The organism is Thermaerobacter nagasakiensis, assembly GCF_055396825.1.
Genome location: NZ_AP043740.1, coordinates 1285942 through 1306978, shown reverse-complemented (window position 1 = coordinate 1306978; position 21037 = coordinate 1285942). Strand labels below are relative to the sequence as shown.

General features: G+C 68.4%; 21 protein-coding genes. 11 read left to right on the top strand and 10 right to left on the bottom strand.

The annotated features are described in order from the left end of the window. Positions 1 to 4: 4 nt before the first annotated feature. The 8 genes from ACZ5T9_RS05600 to ACZ5T9_RS05565 form a co-directional block, all read right to left on the bottom strand. A complete protein-coding gene (locus ACZ5T9_RS05600; RefSeq protein ID WP_464834325.1) occupies positions 5 to 3592 on the bottom strand; it encodes a protein NO VEIN domain-containing protein in 3588 nt (1195 codons plus the stop codon). A 222-nt stretch (positions 3593 to 3814) separates the two neighbouring features. Beyond that, positions 3815 to 4360, bottom strand: coding sequence for a polysaccharide deacetylase family protein (locus ACZ5T9_RS05595; RefSeq protein WP_464834324.1), 546 nt, complete (start codon positions 4358 to 4360; stop codon positions 3815 to 3817). Between the two features lie 97 nt (positions 4361 to 4457). Next, entirely contained in the window at positions 4458 to 5258 is an 801-nt protein-coding gene (locus ACZ5T9_RS05590) for a recombinase family protein (RefSeq protein WP_464834399.1), read from the bottom strand. 205 nt (positions 5259 to 5463) lie between these two features. Continuing rightward, a complete protein-coding gene (locus ACZ5T9_RS05585) occupies positions 5464 to 6042 on the bottom strand; it encodes a Shedu anti-phage system protein SduA domain-containing protein (protein WP_464834398.1) in 579 nt (192 codons plus the stop codon). A 534-nt stretch (positions 6043 to 6576) separates the two neighbouring features. Continuing rightward, on the bottom strand, positions 6577 to 7842 hold the full coding sequence (locus ACZ5T9_RS05580) for a hypothetical protein (RefSeq protein ID WP_464834323.1): 1266 nt from the start codon (positions 7840 to 7842) through the stop codon (positions 6577 to 6579). 27 nt (positions 7843 to 7869) lie between these two features. Continuing rightward, positions 7870 to 8430 carry a thermonuclease family protein gene (locus ACZ5T9_RS05575; RefSeq protein ID WP_464834322.1) on the bottom strand — a complete coding sequence of 187 codons (561 nt, stop codon included), beginning with the start codon at positions 8428 to 8430 and terminating at the stop codon, positions 7870 to 7872. Positions 8431 to 8522: 92 nt separating this feature from the next. Beyond that, entirely contained in the window at positions 8523 to 8597 is a 75-nt protein-coding gene (locus tag ACZ5T9_RS05570) for a hypothetical protein (RefSeq protein WP_464834397.1), read from the bottom strand. Positions 8598 to 8601: 4 nt separating this feature from the next. Beyond that, complete coding sequence (locus ACZ5T9_RS05565; protein WP_464834396.1) at positions 8602 to 9144, bottom strand: helix-turn-helix domain-containing protein; 543 nt, start codon at positions 9142 to 9144, stop codon at positions 8602 to 8604. Between the two features lie 328 nt (positions 9145 to 9472). Here ACZ5T9_RS05565 and ACZ5T9_RS05560 point away from each other — a divergent pair, with 328 nt between their 5' ends. From ACZ5T9_RS05560 to ACZ5T9_RS05540, 5 genes are all read left to right on the top strand, one after another. Then, a complete protein-coding gene (locus ACZ5T9_RS05560; RefSeq protein ID WP_464834321.1) occupies positions 9473 to 9751 on the top strand; it encodes a hypothetical protein in 279 nt (92 codons plus the stop codon). A gap of 83 nt (positions 9752 to 9834) precedes the next feature. Continuing rightward, positions 9835 to 10287 (top strand): MarR family winged helix-turn-helix transcriptional regulator, encoded by a 453-nt coding sequence (locus ACZ5T9_RS05555; RefSeq protein WP_464834320.1) that lies wholly within the window; start codon positions 9835 to 9837, stop codon positions 10285 to 10287. Further along, positions 10284 to 11120 (top strand): ABC transporter ATP-binding protein, encoded by an 837-nt coding sequence (locus ACZ5T9_RS05550; RefSeq protein ID WP_464834319.1) that lies wholly within the window; start codon positions 10284 to 10286, stop codon positions 11118 to 11120. The genes ACZ5T9_RS05555 and ACZ5T9_RS05550 overlap by 4 nt, the downstream gene beginning before the upstream one ends. Then, positions 11080 to 12006, top strand: a complete 927-nt coding sequence (locus ACZ5T9_RS05545) for an ABC transporter permease (RefSeq protein WP_464834318.1) — start codon at positions 11080 to 11082, stop codon at positions 12004 to 12006. Before ACZ5T9_RS05550 ends, ACZ5T9_RS05545 begins: the two co-directional genes overlap by 41 nt. Before the next feature lie 78 nt (positions 12007 to 12084). Continuing rightward, complete coding sequence (locus ACZ5T9_RS05540; RefSeq protein ID WP_464834317.1) at positions 12085 to 13692, top strand: MFS transporter; 1608 nt, start codon at positions 12085 to 12087, stop codon at positions 13690 to 13692. Here ACZ5T9_RS05540 and ACZ5T9_RS05535 read toward each other — a convergent pair. Continuing rightward, positions 13671 to 13916, bottom strand: coding sequence for a hypothetical protein (locus ACZ5T9_RS05535; RefSeq protein WP_464834316.1), 246 nt, complete (start codon positions 13914 to 13916; stop codon positions 13671 to 13673). The genes ACZ5T9_RS05540 and ACZ5T9_RS05535 overlap by 22 nt on opposite strands. A 202-nt stretch (positions 13917 to 14118) precedes the next feature. Between ACZ5T9_RS05535 and ACZ5T9_RS05530 the strand changes: the two genes are divergently transcribed. Further along, complete coding sequence (locus tag ACZ5T9_RS05530) at positions 14119 to 14391, top strand: DUF3243 family protein (RefSeq protein WP_006903451.1); 273 nt, start codon at positions 14119 to 14121, stop codon at positions 14389 to 14391. Between the two features lie 91 nt (positions 14392 to 14482). Here the strand turns inward: ACZ5T9_RS05530 and ACZ5T9_RS05525 are convergent, their stop codons facing one another. After that, positions 14483 to 15016 (bottom strand): hypothetical protein, encoded by a 534-nt coding sequence (locus tag ACZ5T9_RS05525; RefSeq protein WP_464834315.1) that lies wholly within the window; start codon positions 15014 to 15016, stop codon positions 14483 to 14485. 366 nt (positions 15017 to 15382) lie between these two features. Here ACZ5T9_RS05525 and ACZ5T9_RS05520 point away from each other — a divergent pair, with 366 nt between their 5' ends. From ACZ5T9_RS05520 to ACZ5T9_RS05500, 5 genes are all read left to right on the top strand, one after another. Then, positions 15383 to 16741 carry an MFS transporter gene (locus ACZ5T9_RS05520; RefSeq protein ID WP_464834314.1) on the top strand — a complete coding sequence of 453 codons (1359 nt, stop codon included), beginning with the start codon at positions 15383 to 15385 and terminating at the stop codon, positions 16739 to 16741. A 475-nt stretch (positions 16742 to 17216) separates the two neighbouring features. After that, entirely contained in the window at positions 17217 to 18083 is an 867-nt protein-coding gene (gene cyoE / locus ACZ5T9_RS05515; RefSeq protein WP_464834313.1) for a heme o synthase, read from the top strand. Positions 18084 to 18087: 4 nt separating this feature from the next. Then, a complete protein-coding gene (locus tag ACZ5T9_RS05510; RefSeq protein ID WP_006903447.1) occupies positions 18088 to 18264 on the top strand; it encodes a hypothetical protein in 177 nt (58 codons plus the stop codon). Positions 18265 to 18420: 156 nt separating this feature from the next. Continuing rightward, the gene (locus ACZ5T9_RS05505) at positions 18421 to 19005 is read left to right on the top strand and encodes a cytochrome C oxidase subunit II (RefSeq protein WP_464834312.1); all 585 of its coding nucleotides are present in this window, start codon (positions 18421 to 18423) and stop codon (positions 19003 to 19005) included. Positions 19006 to 19021: 16 nt separating this feature from the next. Beyond that, positions 19022 to 20908 carry a cbb3-type cytochrome c oxidase subunit I gene (locus tag ACZ5T9_RS05500; RefSeq protein ID WP_464834311.1) on the top strand — a complete coding sequence of 629 codons (1887 nt, stop codon included), beginning with the start codon at positions 19022 to 19024 and terminating at the stop codon, positions 20906 to 20908. The last annotated feature ends 129 nt before the right edge of the window (positions 20909 to 21037 follow it).

The following is a 21037-nucleotide window of genomic DNA, read 5'->3' as shown; positions in this document are numbered from 1 at the left end:
GATCCTACCGGGGCTCCTCCCCCCGCCCCCACAATTCATCCCAATCGTAGTTGACACTGGCCGCCCCGAAGTCCGGTTCCCGCCGGAAGGGCCGCCGCACGTACCGGACCCCCTGCACCCGGCCCTCCTGCACCTGCACCAGGGCCAGGATGTAGTCGTCGGGCTTGTTGAGGGCCGTGAGGATCTCGTTCTTCGTCACCGTCACCGTCCGGGCGCCGGCGACGCGACCCTTGACCTCGATGAACCGCAGCCGGCCCGGCTGGGCGGGGATCCGGGATTCGATGTCGTACCCGCAGCGGTCCCGGCTCACGTCCCGGGGCTCGTAGCCGAGGGCCCGCTCCGACTCCATGACCGCCTCCATGGCCAGGCGCTCGACCTCTTCCGTCTCCCGGGCGAACAGGCCGGGTTCGTCCAACGTCCCCTCCCCCCGCAGCCGCCGCAGCAGCCCTATCGGGACCACCAGGGCGTAGCCCAGGACCTCCGGCGGCAGGGGGGCCAGGTTCTTCTCTTGCTCGAGCTCCCGCATGCGCTTCTCCAGCCGGGCCTGGAGCTCGTCGGCCCGCTGGCGGGCCCGGGCGGAGTTGATGCGGGCGTTGACCTTGCCTGCTTGCTCCTGCAGGCGCAGTTCCTCGGCCCGATGGTCCCAGTAGGCGATCTCCTTGGTGAGGCGGTCCTTGACGGCCGCCATGGTCTTGTCCACCAGGGCCACCTTGTGCCGCCGCACTTCCTCCAAATGCTCGGGCACCAGGTGCGCGATGGCATAGGAGACGGCCTGGGTTTCGAGATCGTGGGCCCGGGTTCCCCCCAGCCGGGCCTCGAGTTCGGCGGCCAGGAGGGCCTTCTCGTCCTCCGCCACAGGCCGGTAGTCCAGGTACGGGGCGTAGCCCGCGTTGCGGGCGCGACCTTCGGCATCGATCTCGACGAACTGCAAGCGCCGCGAGACCACCCGCACGCGGCCCTCGGCGTCCACCCGGCCGTCTCGGACGGCATGTTCGAGGTAGAAGAGCCAGCGGGGCGTCTCGCCGGGATCCCGCTCGTCCACCAGCACCGCCCCCTGCTTGAGCAGGGGCCGGCCCCGCTCAAGGATCACGTCGAGGGTCGCGTCCAGCAAGGGGTGGCCGGGGCAGACGAAGGCGGCGGGCGGCCGGCCGGGGACCCGGATGAGCTCCTTTTCGAAGCAGATGCGCTCATACCGCGGAAGAACCGGCGCCCCCCGGCCGATCACTCGGTCCCGCTGCCGGATCACCGAGGGCACATGGGTGATCTCGTAGCGCCGGGGCTCCCGCTGGCGGGCTGCGCCGCCCAGCTGGCGAAAGGCCTCAAGGAAGAAGGCTTCGATGAAGTGGGGCTGCAGCCTGCGGGCCTCGGCCCGCTCCATCTCTTCCCGGATCTGCTGGACCTGGCGGGCGTCCAGGGTGTCGCGGGCCAGGGCCCCCTCCTCCAGCAGCTGGCGCAGCCGCTCCCGGTCCAGCCGCACGGCGACCACCTGGTTCAGGCGGGCACGCACGTCGGGCCGGTCGCCGTAGCGGATGGCCTCGATCATCAAGTTGCGCAGCTCCGCCCCGTCGATGGCCTTGCCCAGCACGTCAAAGACGCGCCCGCCCAGGGCCCGCTGCTCCGCCTCCAGCTTGCGCAGCAGGGCCAGGTAGACCTCGCCCTCCCGGGTGTTCTGGGCCACCAGATTCCAGAGGTGACAGACTTCCGTCTGGCCGATGCGGTGGATGCGGCCGAACCGCTGCTCCAGCCGGTTGGGGTTCCACGGCAGGTCGTAGTTGACCATGAGATGCGCCCGCTGGAGGTTGATCCCCTCGCCGGCGGCGTCGGTGGCCACCAGCACATGCACGTTGGGATCCTGGGTAAAGAGCTCCTGCGCCTTGCGGCGTTCCTCCCGGCCCATGGTGCCCTCGATGACCACGACGGCCTCGGGGCGCCCCAGCAGGGTCTGGATCCGCCAGGCCAGGTATCGGGCCGTGTCCCGGTGCTCGGTGAAGATCACCAGCTTGCGCCGGTGCCCCCGGGCGTCGAACATGACCTCCCGGTCCTGGAGGATCTTGGAGAGCTCCTCCCACTTGCGGTCGGTGCCGCTCTGGCGCACCCGTAAGGCCAGGGCTTCAAGCTCTTTGAGGGTTTCGATCTCCGCTCGGAGCTCGGCGATGGTCTGGGCGGCCGTCGCCTGATCGACGATGGCCTCCTCGACCTGCTCCAGCTCGCCGGCGGGCGCGTCGTCCTCCAGGTCCGCCCACTCCGACGCGTCCAGTTGCGGCAGTTCATCCCACCATTCTAGGCGTGGGCCCCGTCCGGCTGCAGCGCCTGCGACCGCCGGGGCCAGGTGAGCCAGGCGCCGCTGCGCCTCGGCACCGCGGCGCAAGGCCTCTTCCTCCCGCAGGCGCCGCTCCAGCCGTTCGCGGCGCCGGCGCAGGGACTGGTAAATGGCCTCCGGGGACGAGGCCAGCCGCCGCTGCAGGATGGTCAGGGCAAACCCGACGGTGCCCTTGCGCCCCTCGTTCTGCAGGGCATCGGCGCGGTTGAACTCCTGGCGGACGTAGTCGGTGACCGCCTTGTAAAGGGCTGCCTCGCCGTCGGAGAGCTCGTAGGCGACGGTATAGGCCTTGCGCTCCGGGAAGAGGGGGGTCCCGTCGAAGCGGACCAGGTCTTCCTTGACCATGCGGCGCATGAGGTCGGACACGTCCGTGGTGTGGACGCCGTCCCGGAACCGCCCCTCGAAGCGGTCACCGTCCAAAAGGGCCATGAAGAGCTGGAAGTCTTCCTCCTTGCCGTTGTGGGGCGTGGCCGTCATCAGCAGGAGGTGCCGGGTGACGGAGGCCAGCAGCTTGCCCAGCTTGTACCGCTTGGTCTCCCGGATCTCACCGCTGAAGAAGGAGGCCGACATCTTGTGGGCCTCGTCCACCACCACCAGGTCCCACTCGGTACGGGCCAGCTTGGACTGCAGCACCTCGTCCCGCGCCAGCTTATCCAGGCGGGCGATGACCAGGGGCATCTCCGCCAGCGCGTTGCCGGTCCGGGCCGCCTCGATGCGGTCGTTGGTCAGGATCTCGAAGGGCAGGTCGAACTTGGCCGACAGCTCGTCCTGCCACTGCTCCACCAGGCTGCCAGGGCAGACGATCAGGCACCGGTGCACGTCGCCCCGCAGCATCAGCTCCTTGATCAGGAGCCCGGCCATGATGGTCTTGCCGGCGCCGGGGTCGTCCGCCAGGAGGAAGCGCTGCGGCTGCCGGCGCAGCATCTCCCCGTAGACCGCCGTGATCTGGTGGGGCAGGGGTTCGATCAGCGACGTGTGCACCGCCAGCAGCGGGTCGAAGAGATGGGCCAGGCGGATGCGCAAGGCCTCGGAGACCAGGCGCAGGGCCGCCCCGTCGGCCTCCAGGTTCCACGGCCGGCCGGGCGTGACGATCTCCAGGGCCGGTTCCCGGTCCCGAAAGACCAGCTCGGTGCCCGGCCGCCCCGACGGGTCCTTGTAGAAGAGCTCGATGACGTTGGACCCGTGCCAGCGGACGTCGACGACCGTCACCGGCCCGCTGGGCAGGATCCCCTTCAATTGCGTCCCGCGGGTGATCTGTTCAAGGCGAACCAAGGCTGGGGCCCCTCTTCGTCCGGCGGATTGTGGGACATGGGTGCGTTCGAACACACGGGGTATTTACTTCGCCATCCGGCGCGGTTCCCTGCTGGCGGGTGGCGGTCGCCGTGAGCGGTCGGGAGGCTCCCTTCCGACCCGTTGGCACGTGGGAGCACCCGGATCGTCAGCGGATCGCCTGTTCGGCGCTAGCCCGTGCGTCTACTGGACCGGCGGGGCCGGCTACGGCACCAGCTCGTCGAGCCGCACCCAGCGGAACCCGCGCCGGCGCGCCGTCTCGATGATGGTGGGGAGCGCCGCCACCGTATTCTCGGGTGCCCCCGGGGCTCCGCCGGCGTCGTGCAGCACGATCACGGCGCCCGGGTGCAAGCGGCGGGTCACACGGTCGACGATGCGGTGGGCGGTCTCCCGCCGGGACCAGTCGCCGCCGGTGATGGACCAGAGCACGGGCCGCTGCCCGGTGAAGGTCGCGGCGACGCGCGTCGCCAGGTTGAACGCGCCCCAGGGAGGCCGGAACCAGCGCGGCCGGACCCCCGCCGCCGCGGCCACGCTCTCGGCCCCGTGCGTGACCTCGCGCCAGGCGGCCCACGGCAGCAGCAGGTAGGCGTGCCGGTGGTGCTCGGTGTGACTGCCCACCAGGTGCCCCTCGGCCATCATCCGGCGCACCAGCTCGGGGTGACGCCGGGCCCGCTCCCGGTTCAGGACCTCGGCCTCGACCCGCTCCTTGCGGGTGCCCCAGTTGCGGCACGTTCGGAGGCGGCCTTCCATCGTGCCGCCCTGCTTGCACACGTAGTACGCATACCGGCTCTCCCGCGTTCGCGTCGTCCGCTTCGGCTACGTTCGCCCCCGCGGTTGGCGGCTTTGGCTAAATCCCCACATCGGCGAACCGCAGGCCCCGCAGTAGACGAGCCCGCTTAGGATGTACGGGGACGGCCTGCTTCGGGGCCCGAAGGCCTGCCGCTTCTTGAACATCGCCCGAACCTGCTGCCACCGGTCCGGGTCGACGATCGCCTCGTGTCGACTGGGGAGCAGGGTGCCGTTCAGGGTCGCACGTCCGCAGGCAGCTCCGGGACCCCTCCTTGGGGGCCATAGCGATCCGCATCGAGCCCACGCCACGGGGACACTGGTCGTAGATCCACCGGACGGCGGCGGCCTCGCGTTCGTCGACCCGCCAGACCTCGCCGTTGCCGGGAATGATGTATCCCAGGGCTTTGGGGCGGCCGCGAATGTAGCCGGCCTTGATCCGCTGGTGGATCCCCTGGGTCACGCGCTCGCGGATCAGCTCGCGCTCGAACTCCGCGAACATCGCCAGCATCTGGAGAAAGGCCCGACCGGCCGCGTGGCTGGTGTCAAAGGGCTCGGTGACCGACCGGAACGCGCACCCGTGGCGGTCGAATTCCTCAATGAGCTGGGCAAGGTGGGAGACGCGCCGGGAGAAGCGGTCTACCTTCCAAACAAGAACCAGGTTGATCCGGCAGGCCTTCACGTCCTCACTGAGCCGAGTGAGCTGCGGTCGGTCCAGGGTCGCGCCGGGGTGGCCCTCGTCGACGTAGACGGCTGCCACACCCCATCCCTGGGCATGGCAAAAGGGCAGGAGTCGGTCGCGTTGGGCGGTAATGGAAAAGCCGTTACGGGCTTGTTCGTCGGTTGAGACCCTACAATACATGCCAACCAGCGGTGGTGACATACTATGTTCCCGTCCTAGCCATGACGTTGCTGACGATGAAAAGAAGTCTATGTAGTTGGATCCTTAAACGCGGCCGGTCTTTCCTAACTCAGCACGGTTGGACCCCAATACAGCGATGCTAGTAGTCACAAAGTTAATTAATCCGCTACAACCGTGGAGCAGATTTTTGGCATTTAAATGTAGATCATCGATTGTGATCGGTAGCGAGCCGCATCAAGCTATTCAAGTACACCTCCGCAGTTTCAATCAAATGATCGTATGTCTTAATGGTAATACGATGTAGATATGAGTTCCGAGAAACTAGCAGGCGCTCTCCATCCCGCGATAGGCTGGACCGTCGTCCAATGACTACCCAAGCATGCGAACTTACTACCCCCGGGAAAATGTTTCTTGCGTATGCAATGTTGTCTTGAACCCAAGTCAACCAGTCTTGGACTTGGCGTTCGGCGTGACTTAGGTACTGTGAGGGATCGCCACGCTTCGTGAATAGAGGGTATCGAGGCTGTTCGATTTCAACAAGCACATATTCACTGTTCGGCTTTATAATCACGAAATCAGAAATATACTCAGAACCAAGCTTTACCTTCGGTCGAATCTCAAGCGCTAATGGATCCAATAGGTATGGATGTTGTTCCAAGAACAATTGAATCTCTTCCTCCCGATTGGCCGAGTCCAATAGCGATCTAAAATCCCTTATGGCGTGACTTAGTCTCTGGATGGTGAGATCGCGAACTCTAGACACATCACTTTCCCGAAGATTCATTAGATGCGCGGTGACGAAGGATAAAAACTCACTTCTTGCATTAGCACGCCCAAGTTCCCTTGTCCAGTGGCTGGATTTAAATGGTATTAAGATTTGAGCCCGGCACCATTCTGGTTTCCAATGCACACTACCGTCGTGCCGGCGAATTTCGATGTCAGCAATGTCTAGGTGCAACTGCCTACTACCACGTTCGATTTCGATAATTCCCCGTGTCACCTGTCGCGTAATGCGGTCAATAGGTTCAGATGTGGACCAGCAATAAAATTGGAATGTAGATGCTGGGTAGTGGAGAATGACCACTCCACCGGTAGAAAGGTGGGCTTCTACTCGGCACGTTGTCCGAAGAAATCGAGGAAGGGCATCTAAAATTCCGGCATACTGTCCGATTAGAATGCATTGCTCATCATAGTAAGCTCTCTGGTACTGTTCAATTTTCTTAGCCACTCTTGTATAAGCCATTGTTAAGTCGCTCCTTTGTCCCCACCCTATTCATATACGCGCAATTTAGGCCTGCCAATATCTACGTTCCTTCACTCATTGCTCGTTATCAATCGATGGTACGGCCAGGCCATCTTGTTTGCGCCGCACCAAGGTCAACATCCTTTTCTTTTCGGCTGACTTGATCCTCTTAACATATCGAGAAAAGCGATGGTCAGATCGCATTTCCTCAAGGATGGGCCATTCCTCCAACTCCTTACTCAAAATTCGCTTTGCTGCAGCGAGCTGATCAAGACATTCGAAGAACTTATTCCTGTCGTCGATGAGTGCGTAATAGGCCAATGCGAATCTGGGATGGACAATGTGAAGGTCAAATTCTCCTAGTATTTCCTGGAGCGATTCTAGTCGACCCATTCGCTTATAGCATAAACAGAGATTAAGTTTGAATATCATTCGGGACTCGTCTGTTAGTACAGAATGGTTTAGGAGTCCCTCATAGAGCAAAGACGCAGCACGCCATTCGGAATCCCTTAGGAGCCTATAGCTGACCTTGGATAGAACCTCCTCTCGAATGGGGTCGTCGGGTCTCAACTTTGCCCAAATGGCATCACAGAGCAGTAATCCGCTAGACAGAAACAACTCAATTCTATTTTCAAGATAGCTTGACGAGGGAAATAGTTGTTTTCCTACCTGGATCGGAGGGTTCTGTGTCTTAATCCACTTCTTGCTTACTTTGTTGAGGTAATGGGTATTGGCTCGTCCACCGTTGTGAACAATGATATGTCGGCGCTGAAAGGTCTCGTAAAAGCTGTCCCAATCCTGAACGATATTTTGAACGTAGATGTTATGGTCGGATAGGAACTCACACCATTCATCTATGCCGCCACGCATAATACCATCGAGTTTTTTGCCGATTACGTACTGCATAACTTCGTCTAGGGAGGACATTCTCACCAGCTCTTCCCATGAGATAGCTTTGTCCTTTGATGCCAATATCTGAGGCCGTAACATTAAGTACTGGTGGAGGAGTTCAGTAATCAAGAGTTCAAAGGTGCTGACTAAAAGGACGAGAATACTTCCCGAAAGTAGCAAGCTGCGGAGGGGCTGCGGACCAAAGATCGCATCGTCAAAGATGTCAAGTAGTTCTAGCAACTGCCTTTGGTTCAGGCTTGGAGGACTCGAAGTAGCCGCTGACTCTCTTTCTGGCAAGTCCAGATAAGGGGAGAAGGCATCAAAAACCTCCTGTGCGCGTCTTCTGTCCTGCTCTTTGGTTAAGGGTGCAAGTTCACGCACGAGATCGCGGAGGCCTATGATCCTGTGCCAGTATTGTAGGAACATCCGCAAGAATGGGTTCTTCGCCATGCCGATCGTCCTCCTGAGCTGTGTAGATCAGCACGGTGCCGAAGTGACTCGGCCCGAACGGTCCATGGCGTCACGTCCCATCCATGAGGTAACCGGCGAGCCGCCGCCTCCGTAGCGGTTGGTCTCGCTGACGTCCTTCTCAAGCCGCACCGTCTTACCCTCGAGCTGGCGCTTGGTGTAGGCGGGCGCTTCTTTGCCGTAGGGCTGCACCTGGGTCGTGCTCTCCGGCGTATCCACGCCGATGAGGCGGACCCGGGTGGCTGGCAGTTGGGCGCCGGCGATGTAGACAAACTCGATGGTGTCGCCGTCGATGACCCGGAGGACCTTGGCCTGGGTGACGCCAGCAGGTAGCTCGGCCTTTGCCGCCTGCTTATCCCCCTGTTGCCGGGGCTGGGACTGTGGCTCCTGCTTCGGCTGCTGACCCGATTCCGCTGCCGGCTGGGGCTGCGGGGAAGCCTGTTGCTCCTGGGCAGGCGGTGAGGGTGGCCCGCCCTGCAGGCCCGCTTCGAGGCCTTCCCCCGCCGCCTCTCCGCACGCTGCCAAGACCAACCCTAGCATCAAGAACAGGGGCACGGCCAGCTTACGCACCGAGTCATCCCCTCCATCGCGAAACGGCCGATGTGAGCCGAAAGCCGTCACACGTCCCGCGCCGCTGCCGGCTCGAATGTCACCTGCGTGACTCACCCCGCGATCCGGACCTCGTCGGGTCGAAGTACCACGGGCGGATAAGAGGGGTTGTCAGCGGTCAGGACCACGTGCTCACTCGCCCTGCGGACCCGGCGGAGGACCGCCTCGTCCTCCCCCTGGGGAGGAAGACCACGGCGACCTGCCCGTCCTCGACCTCCGGCTGGACACGGACCAGGACCCGGTAGCCCTCACGGATGGGGGCGGGGCCACCGTCCAGCAATCGCCCCGGACGATGAGGAAGAAGTATGTACCGCCTCGGACGTCGTCCTCGGCCATCCATTCGTAACCTTCGAGGTGCTCGGTTGGAGGCATCGACTCGCCTGCATGAACCCGCCCCACAACGGGCACCCGCACGAGCCGGACGGGAACGCCCCCGATCCCCGCGGGCAGATCCCGCGGATCCGGCGTGACTTCGCCCGGGACGGGCTGGTCCGGTTCTCCCAATAGATAGGAAACCGGAACCCGGTACAACTTGGCAAGCTGCACCAGCGCTTCGGGATCCGGCCTGCGGGTGCCGGATTCCCAGGCCTCGACTTCCTGTTGGGGAGCGTTTGCTTTTTGCCCGGCCTGCTTCCGCGAAAGGCCAGCAAGCAGTCTTGCTCTGCGGAGCCGCAACGGCAGCCCCAGGGCCAAAAGCGCCGCAGGATTGAACGTGCCTCGGTCATCCTCGTACAGTTCACGGATTGCGACGCCCAGCGCCGCAGCAAGCCGCCGGCGTGTGGGCCGGGACGGCAGGGGATGCGCGGACCATCCTGGACCATGGGGACCGGGTGAGCCACGTCGGGCTGTTCTTCTTCCGCGTGGATGCCACGGGGACCATCTCCAGGGTGGGCGTCGCCGGCAATGCCCTGACCAGCCTCCCGGCAGGGCTCAGCCAGGCCGTCGCCGCCTGGCCGCACATCGCCCGGCTCATGACCGTCCGCAACGACGGTACGAGTCCATCTTGCGGGCCCTGGTGGAGGATGCGGCGGCCCAGGACACCTTCATCGCCGAGCCGCACCGCATTCTGGATGCGCACCCGTGGGCGGCAGGCGTGGACCCCCAATCGATCCCCCAACCCCCATCGCGGAGGTCTTGCCGGGATCGCCAGCGGCGGTCCCGGCTTTGTTTTGCCGGAAAGGAGGGGCGCCGCGCGAGCGAGACGGGCTTCAAGGGGGCCATCACCCTGGTGGGGAGCTTGGGGACCTACCTGCTGGGGGCCGGGACACGGGGCCCGCCTTGACCCCGCCCCATCGGTTAGCTAGACTAAACTTTAGCATGGCGAAACGAATGCCCGCGTAGCCCGTCGGCAAAGGAGATCCTGCCATGTCGTCCTCCCTCACGGCCGAAGCCTGCGCCCGCGCCATCACTGAGGTGGTGCCGCGGGTGATGCACCTGATCCGCACAGAGATGCGCCGCCACCAGCCGGGCCGGCTGTCCGTCCCCCAGTTCCGCACCCTGGTCTTCTTGGACCGCCATCCGGGGGCGTCGCTGTCGGCCGTGGCGGAGCACCTGGGTGTGGCCCGTCCTACCGCGTCGACACTGGTCGGCCGGCTCGTCCAACGGGGGCTGGTCACCCGGGAGACCGATCCCGCCGAGCGCCGGCGGGTGGTGCTGCACCTGACCCCGGCCGGCCGCGAGAACCTGGAGGTCGCCCGCCGCCGCACCCAAGCCTCCCTGGCCGCCCGGCTGGCCGGGTTCGACCCCGACGAGCTCTCGGCCCTGGCCGAGGGGCTGCACCTCTTGCAGCGGGTGGCCGAGGAGGTGGCGCAAGGTTGATTACCGGTCCCCTGGCGGAGGCCTCCCCTGGGGGCGCTCCCGCCGCCGTCGAGACCCGCGGCCTGACCCGCACCTTTGGTGACTTCGTGGCCGTCGACCGCCTCAACCTGGTGATCCCCGCAGGGTCGATCTTCGGCTTGCTCGGCCCCAACGGCGCCGGCAAGAGCACCACCATCAAGATGCTGACCACCCTCCTGCCGCCCAGCGGCGGCACGGCCCGGGTGGCGGGCTTCGACGTGGTCCGCCAGCCCGCCGCGGTCCGCCGGCGGGTGGGCTACGTGCCCCAGTTCCTCTCCGCCGACGGCTCCCTGACAGGGTACGAGAACCTGTTGATCTTCGCCAAGCTCTTCGGGATCCCGGCCCGGGCGCGCCACCGGCGCATCATGGTGCTGCTGGAGCTGGTCGGCCTGGCCGACGCCGCCCACACCCTGGTCCGTCGCTACTCGGGCGGGATGATCCGGCGCCTGGAGATCGCCCAGTCCCTGCTCCACCGACCCGCCGTGCTGTTCCTCGACGAGCCCACGGTAGGCCTCGACCCCACCGCCCGCCGCGGCGTCTGGGAGCAGGTGCGCCTCCTGCGCGACCGCTTCGGCACCACCGTGGTGCTGACCACCCACTACATGGAGGAAGCCGACGAACTCTGCGACCAGGTGGCCATCCTCCACCGCGGCCGGGTCGCGGCCGTGGGGTCGCCGGCGGACCTCAAAGCCCAGGTGGGTGCAGGCGCCGCCCTGGAGGACGTGTTCGTCCACTTCACCGGCAGCTCGCTGGAGACGGGAGGGACCTACCGCGATGTCGCCCGCACCCGCCGCACCGCCCGGCGCCTCTCCTGACGCCCCTGGTGCCCTGGCCCCGAGTCCCGGCGGCACCGCCAGCGCCGGCGGCGCTCTCACCACACCGGGTGGAACCGGCTCCGCCGCCGCCCTGGAGCCCGGGCCGCTGGCCGCAGCGGCCGCGTTCGTCCGGCAAACCCTGGCCCTGGTTGAAGCCGAGGTGCGCAAGCTGCGCCACGATCCGGTGGAGCTGCTCACCCGGGCGGTCCAGCCGGCCCTGTGGGTGCTGGTCTTCGGGCAGGTGATGGGGCGGCTGCGGGGCATCCCCACCGGCGGCCTGCCGTACCTGGATTTCATGGCCCCGGGCATCCTGGCCCAGAGCACCTTGTTCGTGGCCATCTTCTACGGGATCTCGCTGATCTGGGAGCGCGACCTGGGCATCCTGCACAAGTACATGGCCAGCCCGGCGCCCCGCACGGCCCTGGTGCTGGGCAAGGCCCTGTCGGCGGGGGTGCGGGGCCTCAGCCAGGCGGTGGTGATCTACCTCCTGGCCGCGGCCGCGGGGGTGGCGGTGCGGTACGATCCGGCCGCCCTGGCCGGCGTGCTGGCGGCGGTGGTGCTGGGGGCGGCGGTGTTCTCGACCTTCTCGCTGATCGTGGCCTGCCTGGTGCGGACGCGGGAGCGGTTCATGGGGATCGGGCAGGTGCTCACCATGCCGCTGTTCTTCGCCAGCAACGCCATCTACCCGCTGAGCCTGATGCCGGCCTGGCTGCACGGCGTGGCGCGGGTGAACCCGCTGACCTACCAGGTCGACGCCCTGCGGGCGCTGATGATCCGGGGCGGCGCGGCCCAGTTCGGCCTGGGGTGGGACCTGGGCGCCCTGGCGGTGAGCCTGGTGGTCCTGGTGGCCGTGGCCTCCCGCCTCTACCCGCGGGCCGTGACCTGACGGCCGTAAACATGACCTGGGGACAGGCCGTGAACATGACCTGGGGACCGTGAACATCCGGGACGGTGAATCGGGAAGGTGGCAAGGGCGGAGCGAAGCCGTCCGGAGGCCGCCCGCGGCCTATTGCTGGCCGCCGTGGCCTTCGGCGCCCTTTTGAATCCCCTCAACTCGTCGATGATCGCCGTGGCGCTGCCCGCCATCGCCCGGGACTTCCGGGTGCCCATCGGGCGGCTCACCTGGGTCATCGCCGCCTTCTACCTGGCCAGCGCGGTGGGCCAGCCGGTCCTGGGCAAGGTGGCCGACCGGCTGGGCCGGCGGCGGGTCTTCTTCACCGGGCTCGTCCTGGTGGCCGCCGCGTCGGCCCTGGCGCCCCACGCCCCGACCCTGGGGGCCCTGGTGGCCGCCCGGGTGCTGCAGGCGCTGGGGAGTTCGGCGCTCTACCCGGCCGGCATGTCTGCGGTCCGCGACGCCTTCACCGGACGAGCGGACCAGGCCCTGGGCATCCTGGCGGTGTTCGCCTCCACCTCGGCGGCCCTGGGCCCGTCCCTGGGCGGCTTCCTGGTCAAGGCCGGCGGCTGGCAGGCGCTGTTCTACGTGAACTACCTGCCCGTGGCCCTCAGCCTGGTGCTGGCGGCCCGGGCCTTTCCGCCCGGCGGAGCAGCCGGCGGCGATCCCGTCGGCGCCGGCCGGGGCGGGGTCGCCGGTAGGAAGCCCGGCAACGGGGACCCGGGCGGCGTCGCGGGTGGCGGGCCCGGCGCTGCAGGCGCCGGCGAAGCGGCCGGGGGCGGGCCCGGCGCCGCGGGCCTGGGCGGGGTCACCGCCGCCGGGACCGGGTATGCCGGGCGGCCGGGTTCGTCCCCCGCCCCGGGGGCCCGGGCGGCGGAAGGGGCCGGCGGGCTCGACCTGCCGGGCATGATGCTCTTCGGTGGAACCGTCGTGGCCGGGCTGGTGGCGCTGCTCTCCCTGTCCGAGCCCCGCCCGGCCTGGTGGGCGGTGCCCGTGGCCGTGGCCCTGGGCCTGGCCCTGGCACGCCGGGAAGGGCGCATCAAGGCGGCGGGCGGGGAGCCCTTTCTGGACCTGGAGGTGCTGCGCCGCGACCGGGCCCGCAGCGCCGTCTACGGCGCGTGGATCCTCTCCAACCTCGCCTTCTACACCATCTTCTTCGGCATGCCGGCCTATTTCGAGGAGGTCCGCCACCTGGACCCCGGGCGCAGCGGCCTGATGATGCTCTCGGTGGCGGGTTTCAGCAGCGTCGCCTCGCCCCTGGTCGGCCGCTGGGTCGACCGGGCGGGTCACCGGCCGGCGCTGTGGGCGGCGGGGCTGTCGCTGCTGGGCGGCACCTTGGCCCTTCTGGCCCTGGGACCTTCCGCGCCCCTGCCGGCGCCCTTCGCCGTCCTGGCCTTTCTGGGCGCCAGCAACGGCGTGAACAACCTGGCGCTGCAGGCTGCCCTGTACCGGTTCGTCCCCCGGGAGGAAACGGGGGCCGCCTCGGGGCTCTACATGACCTGCCGCTACATCGGCAGCATCCTCTCCAGCAGCCTGCTGGGGATCCTGCTGGGCGGGCCGCTGGGGAGCGCCATGCTGCGGGAGCTGGCCCTGGCGCTGCTGGTGCCGGCCGCGGGCCTCCTGCTCTTCATCCGGTGGATCCCGGCCCGGGGCCGTGCCTACGAGCCCGCCCGCGGGTAGCGGGCGAGCTCCCTCTCCAGCCGGCGCACCACCGCCTTGCCCAGGCGCCGCTCGGCGGCGGCGCGAAATTCCTCCCAGCTGTCGAAGCCGAACTGGTGGGCCACCTGTTCCGCCATGGCCTCCCGGGTCGGGGTCCGGCCGGCGTGCATGGCGAGGCCCGGCCCTTCCGCGCCCTGGAGGAACCGGCCGGGGTCCTGGGTGAACCCATCGCCGCGAGGAACCAACCTGCCACCCCCCTTTGTCACGGTCCTTTGTCACGATCCAGCCGCTGGCATGCCGCCCCGCGCCCCCCAATGGAGTGCCCCCGGCCGCCCGCATCTATGACGGGCCGGGGGTACAGCACGGGCCGTAGCACCGCCGCCCGCCCCTCGCATACCGCTGCGGTGCCGGTGACACCTTAGACATCGGCGAAGGGAGGAATCACCGGTGCCGGAATTCAGCGAGGTCTTCCGCCAGCAACTGACCGTCCTGGCCGACAAGGTCCGCACCATGGAGAACCTGGGGATGTCCAGCGAGGGCATTACCGGCGTGGTGACGGAGGTCGGCGACTGGCTGGCGCGGGAAGCGGAGCCGCGCAGCGCCGAGCAGCGGCTCTTGAAGGAAATGTGGCAGAACGCCAGCAATCAGGAGCAGGCGCAGATCGCCTCGGCTTTGATCAAGCTGGCCGACCGCACCGTCGGCCGCAACGTGGCCAGGTAGCCTCCTAGCCCCCTCCCCTCACCCGCGGGGCCGGTGCCGCCTGGGGCATCGGCCCCGCTGCCGTTGCGACCCGCCGCTGTAGCAAGGGGGATCAATCCACGAACGTGGCCGTAGCCAGGTCAAAGCGCAGTTCATCACCCGAGCCGGCCCGCAGGATCAAGACCCCGTCCCCGGCGCCGGTGATCCGCAGGCTGCCCTGCGCACGGGGCGATTCCACCGGCCTCCCCCTGACGAACCGCCACTGGTCATCGTACCAGTGGACGATCACCAGGCCCTGCTCCGGCCGGTCGCGGTAGGCACCGGCGAAGACCGCCATATGGCCGTCCCCGGCGGGGCCCTGCCAGCGGTTCTGGATCACCACCGTGGGATCCGGATACTCGCCCGATTCGATGATGCCCGCCGGTCTTGCGGGGTCACCCTGTTGCACGGCCTCCCGCGCCCCCACCTGGTCCTTGGGTGCCGGAGGAGAAGAGCGCATGCCGGCATCTTCCCGGGCCACCAGCTCCCGCTTCTCGCCGGGAAGCAGGCCGAACCACCACGGCTGCGAAGCGCGGGACGCGGACCCCACGCCGGCCAGGAGCACAGCCCCCACCGCGACCAGCACCGTTGCGACCACCCGCCTCACCTTCGCCCTCCCCCCGACCATGGTTCCAGGGGTCCCACCGGACCCGGGGGTTCCGGGGTCCTGTGCAGGGGTCCTTCCCGCAGGGGTCCTGCCCGGTGTTCCCAGGGTGCGGCGCGAGGCCCCTCGTCCATTGTGGATGCCCATCCAAGTCTTTCCATTTACACCAAGGCTACATGTTTCGTGACGCCAAAGCTACATTTCCTTGACGCAGTTCAGTGCACCGGAGGAGTGCACCAGCGCAGTGTACACCCACCGGAATGAGACCAGCCCGGTTCGGCCGTTGCTGCAGCGCCGCCGGCACGACTACACTCGTAGTGCCAGGCCCGTACGCGGGATGCCGGAGCCCGGCCTGGGGAGCGAACCGTCATGCACCGGTTGCTTTATGTGGCCGTCATGGCCGCCTTCTTCGACCAGTTCGCCCAGATACCCCTGATCGCCCCCTATGCCCACCGGCTAGGGGCCCCGTCTTTCCTGGCGGGACTCATCGTGGGGGCTTATTCCATGACCAATCTGGCCGGCAACCTGGCCGCCGGCCGCTGGCTGGATGGGGGCCGGCGCAAGGGCGTGCTGGTGCTGGGTCTGGCGCTGGCGGCCCTGGGCGCCGGCGCCTACGCCCCGGCGGAAACGGCCGCCCAGCTGGCGCTGGCCCGGCTGGTGCATGGCTTTGGTGCAGGCCTGGTGACGCCGGCGGCCTTCGCTCTCCTGGGGGACCACGGTGAGAGCACCCACCGGGGGCAGATCATGGCCGGTGCCGGTGCCGCCATCGGCCTGGCTTCGGTGGTGGGCCCGGCTTACGGGGGCCTGCTGGCTCAGCGCCTGGGTCCGGGCTGGGTGTTCGCCACCACCGCAGCGCTGCTGTTCCTGGTGTCCATGATCGTGGCCCGTTGGGTCCGGGATGAGGAGGTACCGGCCTTCCACGGGCCCGCCCCCCGGACCGACCAGGCCGCCGGCAACGGTGACATGGCGGCGTACGGCAACCCGGCCCTGGCCGCGGCTGCGGCCCCGCAGGGTTCATCCCCTTCCCCGGCCCGCTCCCCGGCCCGGGGAAGGCGACCCGCCCCAGAGCCCGGCGCCCCGGCGGTCACCCGCACCACCCCCCTTTGGAGGAACGCAGCCCTGCGCCTAGCCTACCTGGGGGCCCTGGCCCTGATGTTCGCCCTGGGGCTCCTGGTGTACACCCTCCCCGCCAAGGTGGCCGCCCTGAGCGCTGGCCCTGCCGCCACGGGGATGTTGCTCAGCCTGTTCGGGCTTACCGCCATCGCCCTCTTCCTCTCCCCCGCCAGCCGCCTGTCCGACCGCTGGGGGCGGGTTCGGCCGCTGCTGGCGGGCCTGCTGGCCGTGGCGGCGGCCCTGGCGGGCCTGGCCGCCTTCGGTTCCCTGCCCGGCCTGGCGCTGGCCATGGTGGTCTTTGGCACCGGCTTTGCCCTGGTGTTCCCCGCGGCTGCGGCCCTGGTGGTCGATGCCACGGGCCGGGGGCAGCGGGGCCGGGCCTTCGGGCTGTTCTATGCGTGCTTTTCGGTGGCCGTCGTGGCCGGTTCCGCCGCGGCGGGGTTGCTGGGCCATCCCACCTGGACCTTCCTGGCCGGGACCGCTGCGGTCGGCATCCTGGCGGTTCTTCTCGCCTGGACGGGGCGAGCCCTGACGGGACAAGCTAGCCCGGCCGCCGCGGCCGGTCAAGACGGGCAAGGTCCCCCGGCCAGCGGTCGCCCCCTGGGACTTGGCTGAATCCTCTCGCCTCGCCGCCGCCGAACCGGCCTGCAGTTGGGCTTCGCTACCCGGGCTTCCCTACCTGGCTTCCCTGCAGGGGCCCGTTCCACGCGCCAAGACCCAGTTTACCTTTCAACTCAATAAAGACTTAAAGCGCCCCTCCTCCGCCGGATCTTGCCCTTTAACCCACCCGATCTGCCGATTTCGTGTGATCTTCGTCACACGGCGCCTCCCCGTCCCCTCCCTAGCGTGGATCCTGGAAGCCCCGCCCAGGGGAAGGACGCCCGACCCCGGGGACAAGGGGGGACGCGCCATGCCCGGGGACAAGGGGGGACGCGCCATGACGGGAAGCACCACGGACGCCGCAGGCGCCCCGCCACAAGCGGCCCCGAGGACGGCTCCGGTGCTGCCGTCCCGGCAGGCTCCGGTTCCGGGCGCCACGCCATACGGCTGTTCTCCGTGCCGGGCCCTTGCCCCCACGGATAAGGTCCGGATGATGCTGGACCTGGTCATCCTCACCAAGCCGCGCATCGTCCTGATGCTGGTCCTGTCGGGGGTGCTGGCGGGGTACGCCGGGGCTGGCGGGCAGCCCGATCCGGCCCGGCTCGCCGGCTTCGCCCTGGCCGGCGGCATGGCCGCCGCCGGGGCGGCGGCGTTCAACCACTTCGTAGACCGGGACGTGGACGGGCACATGGACCGCACCGCCGCCCGGCCCCTGCCGGCGGGGCGCCTGGAGCCCCTGCGGGCGCTGGAAGTGGGGGCGGTCCTGTCCCTGGCCGGCGTCTCCGCCGCCGCGGTGCTGCTGGGCGGCGCCGTGGTCCTGGTGCTGCTGGCGGGCATCGCCGTCTACGCCGAGCTCTACAGCCTCTGGCTCAAGCGGCGCACGGCGTGGAACATCGTCCTGGGCGGCACCGCCGGCAGCCTGATGGTGCTGGCCGGGTGGCTGTCCCAGACCGGCACCCCGGGTCCCGGAGCGTGGCTCCTGTTCGCCTGGCTCTTCCTCTGGACGCCTTCCCATTTCTGGCCCCTGGCCATGGTGGTCCGGGACGAGTACGCCCGGGCCGGCATCCCCATGCTGCCCGTCACCGCGGGTCCCCGCCGGGCGGCCTGGCTCACCCTGGCCAATACCCTGGCGCTGGTGGTCCTTTCCCTGATCCCCGCCCTCTGGGGCTGGTACCGGGGCGGGCACACCCTGGCAGTGGCGGCAGCGGGGGCGGTCATGGTGGCGCTCAACCTGGCGGTCGCCCTGGCCGGCCCCGGCCGGCGGGAGCGCCTGGCCTGGCGGCTGTACAAGCTTTCCGGCCCCTACCTGGGCTGGATCCTGGCGGTCTTCGCGCTGGCCCTGGCAGGAAGGGGGTGAGGCCATGGACGGAGGGCGCGCGGCGGCGCAGACGGACCCGGTGCCGGAGCCGGTGCCGTGGATCCAGCGGCTGCTGGATGACGAGTTCTTCCTGCTCGGCGTGGGCCTGATGGTCCCGGTGCTGCTCTACATCGTGTGGGGCCTGATGGAACTGGCCCAGGTGCCCCTGTTCCCGCGGTGATCCCGCCCGGCCGGAGCCGGGAACGGGACGCGGCAGTGAGCTCAAGGGCGGTGGAACCGGCAACGCCGGCAGCCTGATAACAGGCGCTGCGCCCCCTCGCCCCAGGAGAGGCGGCAGCCGCCGGCGGTACCGCAGCGCGCAAAGGAGGTCAAGGGGATGAACGCAGCGGAACGTGGTCCGGCCCTCCATCCCGTGGCCGGTCCGGGGGGCGCCTCGGCCCTCGAACCGCCCCCGCGGGTGTGGTGGGGTCCCCTGGGCCGGATTGAACGGGTCTGGCTCATCGCGGCCCTGATCTGGGCCCTGGTGATGTTCGCCATGATGTGGATCTGGCCCCACGTGGGCCACCAGAACACGCCCATCGAGAGCTACCGCATGGCGCCGGCCGACTTTAAAGCCGCGGCCGAGGCCTTCATCAAGGAGCACCAGGTGGGCGAGGAGTTCGGCGTGCCGGTGGTGGAACCGGAGCCGGGAGGCGAGGTCTACCTGGAGGCCATGGCCTACCAGTGGCGGCCGATCCTGCGGCTCAAGCGCGGCGAGACGTACCGGCTCTACGTCTCCTCCACCGACCTTCAGCACGGCCTCTCCATCCAGCCGCTGAATCTGAACTTCCAGGTCCTGCCCGGCTACGTCTACGTGATCGAGCTGACGCCCCAGCAGACCGGCGAGTACGCCGTGGTCTGCAACGAGTACTGCGGCGTCGGACACCACCTGATGAGCGGCCGGCTCATCGTGGTCGACTAGGTGGGGGGGATGGCTCATGGCGTCAAGCACCGTGGTGGCGACCCGCACCCCGGCGCCGGCAGGGCCTGCCGCCGGCTTCCGCACGTGCCCGGTCACCGGATTGGCCGTCCACCGGCCGGCCGAGACGCTGATCATCGTCAACGCGGTCACGGCGGTGGTCTTCCTGGCCTTCGGCGGCCTGCTGGCCCTGCTCATCGGCCTGACCCGCTGGCCGGCGGTGCACCTTCTCCCGGCGGAGCTGTTCTACCGGTTCGTCACGGCCCACGGCACCACCATGCTGGTCTTCTGGATCCTGTTCTTCGAGGTGGCGGGCCTGTACTTCGGCAGCGCCGTCCTGCTCAATACCCGTCTGGTGACGCCGCGGGCGGGCTGGATCGCCTACGCGCTCATGCTGGCGGGCGCCCTGGTCACCGAGGCGGCCATGCTCACCGGCGAAGCCAACGTGATGGTCACCGCCTACCCGCCCCTGAAGGGCCACCCGGCCTTCTACCTGGGGCTCATCGTCTTCACCGTGGGGGCGCTGGTGGCTGTGGGCGTGTTCTTCGCCACCGTCCTGCGGGCACGGGCGGAAGGCCTGGTGAAGACCTCCCTGCCCCTGGTCACCTATGCCTTCCTCGCCGCAGCGGTGCTGGCGGTCTTCACCCTGGTCTCGGGCGCCCTGGCCCTGATCCCGACCTTCCTGTGGAGCATGGACTGGCTGCCGTCGGTCGACCCGGCCGTCTACCGGCTCCTCTTCTGGGGCTTCGGCCACGGCTCCCAGCAGGTCAACCTGGCCGCCATGGTGGGCGTGTGGTATGCCCTGGCCAGCCTGACGGTGGGCGCGCGGCCGCTCCATGAGGGGCTGAGCCGGCTGGCCTTCTTCCTCTACGTGGCCTTCATCCAGCTGGGCTCCATCCACCACCTGCTGGTCGACCCCGGCCTGGGCACCAGCAACCGCATCATGAACACCAGCTACTTCATGTACCTGGCCACGGTGGGCAGCATGATCCACGCCTTCTCCATCCCCAGCGCCGTGGAGGTCGCCCAGCGGGAGCGGGGGCATCACCGCGGCCTGTTCACCTGGCTGCGCAAGGCGCCCTGGGGCGAGCCCGGCTTCGCCGCCCTGGCCCTGTCCGTGCTGTGGTTCGGCTTCGTGGGCGGCGTGACGGGCGTGATCATGGGCCAGATGCAGCTCAACATGCTGGTGCACAACACCCTGTTCGTCCCGGGGCACTTCCACTCCACGGTGGTGGCCGGCACCACGGTGGCCTTCATGGGCATCGCCTACTACCTGCTGCCGCTGATCGGCCAGCGGCCCCTGGCCTTCCCGGGCCTGGCCCGGTGGCAGCCCTACATTTATTCCCTGGGCCTGGCCGTCCTGACCGGAAGCATGATGGCCGCCGGGAAGCTGGGCGTGCCGCGGCGCCTGTGGGACATCACCTACCAGCAGGCGGCCATCCCGGTGACGGTCTTTGAAGATCCCCGGGTCCAGCTGCTGCTCGCCGGGGTCGGCATGGGCGCCGTGTTGGCGGTGCTGGGCGGGGCGATGTTCGTGGCGGTCATGCTGGGCACCCTGTTCTCCCACCGCACCACCACCCGGGTCGGCGCGGGGCTGCGCCTCGCCCTGCCGCCGGCTACCCCGCCCATCGCGGCCCCGCCCATCACCGGCGGGTCGGACCCCGAGGGGCCGGGCGGGGAACAGGGCCGGCAGGCCCAGGGTGCACCGGGCGGCGCGGGCCCGGCGGGCCACAGGGCGGGCCCGGCCGCGGGGGCCGGCTACGGGGCGGCCCCGGAGCCCAGGGCTCCCGGGGCCCGGGTGGAGGCGCCGGGCACCGTGGTGCTGGTCTTCGCCTTCCTGGCCTGGTTCGTCCTGATGTACGTGGTCGCCTGGTCGAACCTGCACAAGGTCTGGCCGGTGGGCTGAGCTCCCGGAACCCCGGGGCCGGCGGCCCGATGGCCGCCGGCCCCGCCGGTTCCTCCCCCCGGTGCGGCGGGTCCGGCCGCAAGTTGACTTGGCTTGCAAGCCCAGTGGTATACTCGCGTCGAGGGGCAC

Bases quoted from the DNA above. Each gene is read 5' to 3' on its own strand.
- ACZ5T9_RS05595 (WP_464834324.1), bottom strand. From the start codon at position 4,360: ATGGAAGGCCGCCTCCGAACGTGCCGCAACTGGGGCACCCGCAAGGAG.
- ACZ5T9_RS05590 (WP_464834399.1), bottom strand. From the start codon at position 5,258: ATGTATTGTAGGGTCTCAACCGACGAACAAGCCCGTAACGGCTTTTCC.
- ACZ5T9_RS05585 (WP_464834398.1), bottom strand. From the start codon at position 6,042: ATGAATCTTCGGGAAAGTGATGTGTCTAGAGTTCGCGATCTCACCATC.
- ACZ5T9_RS05580 (WP_464834323.1), bottom strand. From the start codon at position 7,842: ATGGCGAAGAACCCATTCTTGCGGATGTTCCTACAATACTGGCACAGG.
- ACZ5T9_RS05555 (WP_464834320.1), top strand. From the start codon at position 9,835: ATGTCGTCCTCCCTCACGGCCGAAGCCTGCGCCCGCGCCATCACTGAG.
- ACZ5T9_RS05545 (WP_464834318.1), top strand. From the start codon at position 11,080: ATGTCGCCCGCACCCGCCGCACCGCCCGGCGCCTCTCCTGACGCCCCT.
- ACZ5T9_RS05520 (WP_464834314.1), top strand. From the start codon at position 15,383: ATGCACCGGTTGCTTTATGTGGCCGTCATGGCCGCCTTCTTCGACCAG.
- cyoE (WP_464834313.1), top strand. From the start codon at position 17,217: ATGATGCTGGACCTGGTCATCCTCACCAAGCCGCGCATCGTCCTGATG.
- ACZ5T9_RS05510 (WP_006903447.1), top strand. From the start codon at position 18,088: ATGGACGGAGGGCGCGCGGCGGCGCAGACGGACCCGGTGCCGGAGCCG.
- ACZ5T9_RS05505 (WP_464834312.1), top strand. From the start codon at position 18,421: ATGAACGCAGCGGAACGTGGTCCGGCCCTCCATCCCGTGGCCGGTCCG.
- ACZ5T9_RS05500 (WP_464834311.1), top strand. From the start codon at position 19,022: ATGGCGTCAAGCACCGTGGTGGCGACCCGCACCCCGGCGCCGGCAGGG.